Origin of the sequence: Halomonas sp. ND22Bw, assembly GCF_003011945.1 — a bacterium.
Classification (GTDB): domain Bacteria; phylum Pseudomonadota; class Gammaproteobacteria; order Pseudomonadales; family Halomonadaceae; genus Halomonas; species Halomonas halophila.
The window spans coordinates 1-272 of the sequence record NZ_PXWD01000868.1 but is presented as its reverse complement, the minus strand read 5'-3'; the positions used below and the strand labels follow the sequence as shown (position 1 = coordinate 272).

1 protein-coding gene is annotated in these 272 nt (G+C 70.2%); it reads left to right on the top strand.

The window, feature by feature from the left end:
* Positions 1 to 272 (top strand): hypothetical protein (locus CVH10_RS20625; protein WP_219924911.1); only part of this gene is annotated, 272 nt, incomplete at both ends.

The following is a 272-nucleotide window of genomic DNA, read 5'->3' as shown; positions in this document are numbered from 1 at the left end:
CCAGTTCGCCAACAAGGACGCCCTGGCCGTCGAGGCCTTCGATGCCGCGCTCAGCGAGGACCGGCGCGGGGACGTGGACACCATCCTCGCCAACTACCTGTCGCTCGGGCACGTCCAGGCACCCGGCAAGGGGTGTCCACTCGCGGCTCTGGCGAACGACATTTCGCGGGAAGGGCCGGGTAGCCCCGTCCGGACGCGCTTCACCCACGGCGTCGAGGGTCTGGCCTCCATCCTCGCCAACCTGACGCCGAAGGCATCACGGGAGCGACGCC